Below are 8142 nucleotides of genomic sequence, written 5' to 3'. Positions count from 1 at the left end.
TTTATTCGCTCATCGAGGGTTAAATGGATAAATTGACGCCCTGTCCCTTTATTCTTACTTTGCTTTGGTTTTGTCATATACCTGATATTTTATATCAGGTGTTGCATTTCTTTGTTGAACTCGGGACTCTCTTCCTTGCCAAGAAATCGGATATATTATATAATTCCTTATGCGAAGCGACGACCACGGGAAAAAAGACGAAATCTACGAAAAGTATAAAGAGCTGATCGGCGAGGCGCCGGAAGAATGCGAAGCCTGCGGCGGCGCCCTCGACCTGGAAAAAGTCAACCTCGAAGATTATCAAGACAGCAAACTCTACATGATGGAAGGTGTCCCCGCCTACGTTTGCCAGGAGTGCGGCGAAATCTGGGTCCCCGAGCCGATCATGAAAGAATTCGAGAAGATGATCGAGACCGCCAAGAGCAAGCACGCTCTCCCGGTGGTCCCGGCGGTCCCGGCCGTCAAGCGGAAACCAAAGATAACTAAAAGGGGGAAATGATCGATGGAAATTGAAATTGGCAAATCAAAAAAATCGCGGCGGGCGTACGGGTTTGACGAAATATCTCTCGTCCCCTCGATCATCACCATCAATCCGGAGGATACCGACATCTCGGTCGAGATCGGCCGGCAAAAGCTGACCGTCCCGATCATCGCCTCCGCCATGGACGGCGTGGTCAGCCCGAAGACCGCCGCCATCATGAGCCGGCTGGGCGGGCTCGGCGTGCTGAACCTCCAGGGGGTCTGGAGCCGTTATGAAAATGCCGAGAAGATTTTGGAACAGATCGCCGCGGTCTCCAAGGATGAATACGTCCCGCTGATGCAAAAGCTCTACCTGGAACCGGTCAAGCCGGAGCTGGTCATCAAACGGATCAAAGAGATCAAGGCGGCCGGCGGCATTGCCGCGGTCTCCTCTATCCCGCAGGAAGCGCTCGAGCTCGGACCGATCGCCCGCGACGCCGGCGCCGATATTTTTGTCGTCCAATCGACCGTCCTCTCGACCAAGCACAAGTCGAGCAGTTCCGCCCCGCTGGAGCTAAAGAAATTCTGCGCCGAAATGAAGATCCCGGTGATCGTCGGCAACTGCGTCACCTACGAAGTGGCGCTGACCCTGATGGGGACCGGCGTCGCCGCCGTTCTGGTCGGCATCGGCCCGGGCGCGGCCTGTACTTCGCGCGGCGTCCTGGGGGTCGGCGTCCCGATGGCGACCGCCATTGCCGATTGCGCGGCGGCTCGCGACTCGTACTTCAAGGAAAACAACGTTTACGTCCCGATCATCGCCGACGGCGGCATGGCGGTCGGTGGTGATATATGTAAGGCGATCGCCTGCGGCGCCGACGCGGTAATGATCGGTTCCCCGATCGCCAAGGCGGCGGAAGCACCAGGCCGTGGTTTCCACTGGGGAATGGCCACCCCGTCGCCGACCCTACCCCGCGGTTCCCGCATCCGGGTCGGGACGATCGGCACCCTGCGCGAGATCATCTTTGGGCCGGCCAAGTTCGACGACGGCTCGATGAACTTTGTTGGCGCCCTCCGCACTTCGATGGGGACGCTCGGCGCGGCGACGCTTAAAGAGATGCAGCAGGTCGAGGTCTATATCGCCCCTTCCCTCCTGACCGAAGGGAAAGTTTACCAGAAGGCCCAGCAGTTGGGAATGTATAAATGACGCTGAAACACGACCTGATCGTTGTCCTCGATTTCGGGGCACAGTACAGTATGCTGATCGCCCGCCGCGTTCGTGAATGCAACGTCTATTGCGAAGTCCTCCCCCACGATGTCTCCGTGGCTGAACTGAAACGGCGCCAGGTCAAAGGAGTGATCCTCTCTGGCGGCCCCGGCTCGGTCTACGAACCAGACGCCCCCAAGGCCGACCCGGAGCTGTGGCGTTCGGGTATTCCTATCCTCGGTATCTGTTACGGCCTGCAACTGATGGCCAAGGAGCTGGGTGGCGAGGTTAAGCCGGGGAAGAAACGGGAATACGGCAAGGCCGACCTCCAGATCGACGACCAATCAAATCTTTTTGCCGGCCTCCCTAAACAGATCCCCTGCTGGATGAGCCATGGCGACACAGTTGCCAGCCTCCCACCGGGATTCAAACAATTAGCCCATACGGATAATACCGTAGCGGCCGCGGCCGGCGATCCAGCGCGGAAGCTGTTCGGGGTCCAATTCCACCCCGAAGTTGTCCATACCCCCCAGGGGCTCGAGATCATCAAAAATTTCGTTTATATCGTCTGCGATTGCAAGCCAACCTGGACGACAGCCAATTTTATCGAAGAACAGGTTAAAGATATTCGCGCTCTGGTTGGCCGGCAAAAAGTGCTGCTCGCCCTCTCCGGCGGTGTCGATTCGACCACGGTGGCCGCCCTGATGAGCCGGGCGATCGGCGACCAGCTCATCTGCATGTTCATCGACCAGGGTTTTATGCGCAAGAACGAAGCGGCCAAGATCGACGAGCTCTTCGTCAAGCGGTTCAAGGTTAATTTTCTCAACATCAACGCGGCGGAACTTTTCTTCGGCAAGCTCCGGGGGATTATTGACCCGGAAGAAAAAAGGAAGATCATCGGCGAGAATTTTATCCGGACCTTTGAGGTGGAGGCAAAGAAACTGGGCGAGATCCTCTATCTGGCCCAGGGGACGCTTTATCCTGACGTGATCGAAAGCGCCGTGCCGGGGACGACGGCCGGCAAGGTCGCCAAGAAGATCAAGACCCACCATAATGTCGGCGGACTCCCGGAAAAGATGGGCTTTAAGCTGATCGAACCGCTCCGGATGCTTTTTAAGGACGAGGTCAGGGCGATCGGGCTCGAACTGGGGGTGCCGGAAGATATCATCACCCGCCAACCGTTCCCCGGTCCTGGTCTCGCCATCAGGATCATCGGCGAAGTGACCGAAGAGCGGGTCAATGTCCTCCAGGCGGTTGACGACATCGTCGTCTCCGAGATCAAGCTGGCCGGTTTTTACAAGAAGGTCTGGCAATCTTTTGCCGTCCTCCTGCCGATCAGGACGGTCGGCGTCATGGGCGACAAGCGGACTTATCTCAATACCGTGGCCGTTCGGGCGGTCACTTCGACCGACGCGATGACCGCCGATTGGGCCCGCCTCCCCTACGATCTCCTGGAAAAGATCTCTAACCGGATAGTCAACGAGGTCCCGGAAGTGAACCGGGTGGTCTACGACATCTCCAGCAAGCCCCCGTCGACAATTGAGTGGGAATAGCCCTCACCCTATCTATAACAAAGTAGGGGAAATGTCGTGTAGCGGCGGTCTTTAGACCGCCATCCCAAAAATAAATGGCGACCTAAAGGTCGCCGCTACGTATCTTCTTGGCAATCACCGACAAATGTAGAGGCGGTCTTTAGACCGCCATCCCAAGAATAAATGGCGACCTAAAGGTCGCCGCTACATTCCGGAACAGAACCGTCATCCACATTTCTAACGGACAACCGTTTGCCTGGCCCGTTGATGCTCCTGCCAGGTCTTTGAGAAAATATGACCCCCATCAGGTTTTGCCACAAAAAAGAAATAATTGGTCTGGGCCGGATAGACCGCCGCTTTGATCGATTCTAACCCCGGATTACAGATCGGCCCCGGCGGTAATCCTCTTCGCTTATAAGTATTATAAGGCGATCTTACCGACAGCTGGTCAAGATAAACGATCTTGCTCGGCCGCTCCAGCGCGTACTTGACGGTCGGATCGGCGGCCAGCGGCATCCCTTTGGCCAGCCGGTTATGGAAGACCGACGAGATGACCGCCCGCTCCTCCGGCTTTTGCGCCTCTTTTTCAATGATCGAAGCGAGCGTCAGCGTCTCATGCAGGGTCAGTTTCGTCTCTTTTTGAGCAGTCAACCAGAACGGGACAACGACCTGTTCGAAGCGGTTGACCATCGCCTCCGCGACCGTTTCCGGTGAAGCGGTGATGAAAAGATGATAAGTATCGGGGAAGAGATACCCTTCCAGTGATTCCGAAGGAATGAACTTGAAAATCCCCCAGTGGCGGAGCCGGAGCTGGGCTGTGATCCCCTCGTTGACCAGACCCTGGAATTCCGCCCAATGGAGATAGCCGGTCTCTTTCAGGGCTAAACCCATCTTATAAATGGAGCTCCCTTCCGGAAAGGTCACCCTGATCTCGGCCTGCGGGACCGTTTCGTTATGGAGGAGCCGGCTGATGATCGCCGGGAGCGGGTCAGCCGGCGCGAATGAATATTCGCCCGCCTTGATCTTATTTTGCAAACCCAACAAACGCACGGTCAGAGCAAAAGCGCTGAAGCGAGGCAAAATCCCTTTGGCCTGTAAGGTCTGCTGGGTTGCTTTAACCGAGGCGCCGGGCGGGATGTTGACCCGGGTCGTTTCGAGGTTGAACGGATCGGCCGGCCAGGAGAGGACCGTAAAGATCGCCAGGAGGCCGAACCAGACGAGTAATGGCTGATTTTTCATCGTTTCTTACTGTCGAGGTATCCCTGGAGGATATTGGCGGCGGCTGACTGATCGATCACTTTCTTTCTTTTCTCCCTGGAGAGCCCGGCCTCGATCAACGATCTTTCCGCCATGACGGTCGTTAAACGCTCATCCCAGGTGACGATATTAAGTTTGAACTCTTTCTTCAACTCGGCCACGAAAGCCAGGACTTTCTCGGCCGCGATCCCGATCTCGCCGGACATTCTTTTCGGTAAGCCGACGACGATCTCGTCGACCCCGTCGTATTTTTTGATGATCCGCTTCAACTCGCGGAGGTCGTCGGCAAAGGTCTCCCCTTTGCCCAGCACCGCTACCCCCTGGGCGATAATCGCCAGCGGATCAGAGACCGCCACGCCGATCCTTTTTTCGCCGTAATCGAGGCCGAGTATCCTCATAGTGATTTGGCCAGCGCCAGGAAAGCCTCGGCAATCTTGCTCGGGTCCTTCCCCCCACCCTCAACTTTGGTCTCTTTCCCGCCACCTTTGCCGCCAACGACTCCAGTGAAAACGTCAGCCAGCTTGCGGGCAGAGAGCCCTTTATCGACCAGGTCCTGGGTAACGGTTATCAGGTAGGTCAAACGGCCGGGGTATGAGGCGACCAGGACTAGCGCGCAGGAGCCGAGCTTCCCCTGGAGCGAATCGGAAACAGCCCGGAGCATATCCATGTTATAGCCCGGTAACTCCTTGAGCAAGACCTTATGGCCGTTAAGCTCTTTGACCTCGCCCAGATAGGCGTCGACGCCGCCGCTGGCCGACTTGGCCATGAGACCTTCGATCTCGCGCTCCGCCTTGGCGATCCGCTCTTTCAGCCAATCAGCCCGGCCGCGCAGGTGGTCGAGGAATTTATTGACGGTCACCGCGTCCTGGCAATCGACGCACGTCCCAAGCCGCTCGATCTCGGTCAGTTCGATCTCGAAAATGTTCGTTTCTAAGGTTTTGCTCCCGCCCGCCTGCTCCTTGTCGAGCTGCAGTTTGCGGTAGCGTTTGATCATCGCTTCAATGTCATCGCGGAGCTGTTTGGCCGTATAGACGACGTAGACCTTGGCCGCCTGGCCGGCCAGCGCCTCTATCCGGCGGACCCCCGAACCAAGCGCCCCTTCGCTAACGATCTTGAAGTAATGGATATCACCGGTATTAGCGACATGGGTCCCGCCGCACAACTCGAGGCTATAGGTGCCGATCTTGAGGACCCGGACCTGGTCGCCATACTTCTCGCCGAACAGGGCAGTCGCGCCAAGCTTGACCGCTTCTTTATAGGACTTTTTCAGCACCTCGACTTTGAGTTTCTCGTTGATCTTTTTATTGACCAGCGATTCAACTTTCTGCAGTTCATTTAGGGAAAGAGCGTGGAAATGGCCGAAGTCGAAACGGAGCTTATCGGGCCCGACATATGACCCGGCCTGTTTGATATGCTCACCCAGCGTCTCGCGCAGCGCCTGGTGGAGAAGATGGGTCGCGGTATGATGGGCCTGGGTAGCTGTTCGTTTTGCCGCGTCGATTGTCGCCTTGACGCTCTGGCCGACTTTTAGGTCCTCGAGACGGTCAACTTCGTGCAAGACCGTCCCCTGCGGGGTGACGAGCGTGTTCAGGACCATTAATTCCTTTTTATCGAACGCCAGTATGCCGGTATCACCGATCTGGCCGCCCGATTCGCCGTAAAAGGGGGTCTTTTCCAGGACAACCAGATTATGGTCGGGAAAGATCGCCTGGACTCGGCTCTCTTCGACCGTCTTTTCGTAACCGGTGAAGTTGGTCGGCTTGAGATGGGCGAGGTCGAGGCTTAAGAGTATCTTTTTCCGGTCACCTTCGAGGCCGCTCTGCCGCGCCCGATCCTTCTGGGCCGCCATCTCTTTAGCAAACCCGGCCTGATCGACCTGCAAACCTTTTTCGGCGCAGAGCTCGATCGTCAGCTCGATCGGAAAGCCATAGGTGTCGTGCAGTTTGAAAGCTTCCGCCCCGGATAAAAGTTTATCATCACCATGCCGGGCCGCCATCTCCTCGAACAGCTTGAGCCCCATTTCCAGGGTGGCCAGGAAATTAGTCTCTTCTTCGGCCAGGACATCCGCGATCAGGGCCGCCTTGGCCGGGAGGTTCGGATAAAATTCACCCATCCCGGCGATCACCACTTTGGCCAGTTCAACCAGGAACGGCCGGTCGATGCCGAGCTTGCGGCCGTAACGGACGGCGCGGCGGATCAGCCGGCGGAGGATGTAGCCCCGGCCGGAGTTACCCGGCAGGACGCCGTCGGCGATCAGGTTGGTCACTGCCCGCGCGTGATCGGCGACGATCTTACTGGCGACGGTATCGTTCGTCGCGGCAAAGGCTTCCAGCTTTTTCAAGAGCGGGGCGAAAAGATCGGTCTCGAAGTTATCGCTGACCCCCTGCAGGACGGCGGTGATCCGCTCAAGGCCCAGACCAGTGTCGATCCCTTTCTGCTGCAACGGGATAAGCTCCCCTTTCTCGTTTCGATTGAACTGGATAAAGACGAGGTTCCAGATCTCGAGGAAACGGTCACAATCGCAGCCGGGCGCGCAATCCGGCTTACCGCAGCCGTGATCTTCCCCCAGGTCGTAATAGATCTCGGAACAGGGACCGCAGGGGCCGGTCGGGCCGGCCGCCCAGAAATTATTATCCTCGCCCAGCCGGAAAATGATCTCCTTGGGCAGGCCGATATGCTTCTGCCAGATGTCGTAGGCCTCGTCGTCTTTTTCATAAACGGCGATCTTCAGCTTGGTCACCGGAATAGCGAATTCCTTGGTCAGCAGTTCCCAGGCTAACTGGATCGCTTCCTGCTTAAAATAATCGCCGAACGAAAAGTTTCCCAGCATTTCGAAGAAGGTGTGGTGGCGTGGCGTCCGGCCGACCTGTTCGATGTCGTTCGTCCGGATACATTTCTGCACGGTGGTCGCCCGCTTGAACTGCGGCTTTTCCTGCCCCAAAAATATCGGTTTAAACTGGAGCATGCCGGCCAGCGTTAATAGCACAGACGGATCGGCCGGGACCAGTGAAGAACCCGGCAAGACCTTGTGCCCTTTACTTTCGAAGAACTTGAGGAACTTAGCTCTTATTTCCGAGCTTTGCATCTACTATCTCCCTTATTTTGGCCTGGATCTCATCGATCCCCTGGTTATCGGTCCGGACGACCTTGATCCGGGCGGGATCAGCCCCGGCTAATTCAAGATATTTCCCCCTGACCCGCTGGTGGAAGTCGAGCACTTCCTGTTCAAAACGGTCGGGGCCGCGCGACTGGGTCGCCCGTTTCAGGCCGATCTCGGGTGAAACATCGAGCAGAATGGTCAGGTCAGGCTGGATCCCTTTGGAGGAGACCATGTTGAGGTAGCGGACCAGGTCTTCGGGCAAGCGCCGACCGCCGATCTGGTAGGCGATCGTCGAGTCGGTAAAACGATCAGAGATGACGACCTTCCCTTCCCGCAGAGCCGGAGCGATGATCTTGCTGACGTGTTCCGAGCGGTCGGCGGCAAAAAGATAGACCTCGGTCGTTTCGTCGAGGACACTGTCCGGGTCAAGGAGGAGGGTCCGGATCTGCTTGCCGACCTGCGTCCCACCCGGTTCGCGGGTCAACAGGACCTGTAATCCGAGGCTTTCCAGGTACGGTTTGAGCCGGGTCGAATGGGTCGATTTACCGCACCCTTCCGGTCCTTCAAAAGTTATGAACATTGCTTGTCCT

7 protein-coding genes are annotated in these 8142 nt (G+C 57.0%); 3 read left to right on the top strand and 4 right to left on the bottom strand.

The window, feature by feature from the left end; all coding sequences use genetic code 11:
• Positions 1-169: 169 nt before the first annotated feature.
• Genes WC903_04910 through guaA form a run of 3 tightly spaced genes read left to right on the top strand, consistent with a single transcriptional unit; the run spans position 170 to position 3216 of the window.
• On the top strand, positions 170-499 hold the full coding sequence (locus WC903_04910; GenBank protein MFA5893283.1) for a YgiT-type zinc finger protein: 330 nt from the start codon (positions 170-172) through the stop codon (positions 497-499).
• Between the two features lie 3 nt (positions 500-502).
• Positions 503-1663: a GuaB3 family IMP dehydrogenase-related protein gene (locus WC903_04905; GenBank protein MFA5893282.1), complete on the top strand. Its 1161-nt coding sequence runs from the start codon at positions 503-505 to the stop codon at positions 1661-1663.
• On the top strand, positions 1660-3216 hold the full coding sequence (gene guaA / locus WC903_04900; GenBank protein ID MFA5893281.1) for a glutamine-hydrolyzing GMP synthase: 1557 nt from the start codon (positions 1660-1662) through the stop codon (positions 3214-3216). Before WC903_04905 ends, guaA begins: the two co-directional genes overlap by 4 nt.
• A gap of 216 nt (positions 3217-3432) precedes the next feature.
• Here guaA and mltG read toward each other — a convergent pair whose 3' ends face one another.
• From mltG to tmk, 4 genes are read right to left on the bottom strand one after another with little or no spacing between them, the layout of a single operon-like run.
• Positions 3433-4434, bottom strand: a complete 1002-nt coding sequence (gene mltG / locus WC903_04895) for an endolytic transglycosylase MltG (protein MFA5893280.1) — start codon at positions 4432-4434, stop codon at positions 3433-3435.
• The gene (ruvX, locus tag WC903_04890) at positions 4431-4850 is read right to left on the bottom strand and encodes a Holliday junction resolvase RuvX (GenBank protein MFA5893279.1); all 420 of its coding nucleotides are present in this window, start codon (positions 4848-4850) and stop codon (positions 4431-4433) included. The genes mltG and ruvX overlap by 4 nt, the downstream gene beginning before the upstream one ends.
• Positions 4847-7537, bottom strand: a complete 2691-nt coding sequence (gene alaS / locus WC903_04885) for an alanine--tRNA ligase (GenBank protein MFA5893278.1) — start codon at positions 7535-7537, stop codon at positions 4847-4849. Before alaS ends, ruvX begins: the two co-directional genes overlap by 4 nt.
• Positions 7512-8132 carry a dTMP kinase gene (gene tmk / locus WC903_04880; protein MFA5893277.1) on the bottom strand — a complete coding sequence of 207 codons (621 nt, stop codon included), beginning with the start codon at positions 8130-8132 and terminating at the stop codon, positions 7512-7514. The genes alaS and tmk overlap by 26 nt, the downstream gene beginning before the upstream one ends.
• Positions 8133-8142 lie beyond the last annotated feature (10 nt).

Source organism: Candidatus Margulisiibacteriota bacterium (genome assembly GCA_041658645.1).
In the GTDB taxonomy this organism is placed as follows: domain Bacteria; phylum Margulisbacteria; class WOR-1; order O2-12-FULL-45-9; family XYB2-FULL-48-7; genus JBAZZV01.
This window is presented reverse-complemented; position numbering and strand designations above follow the sequence as displayed.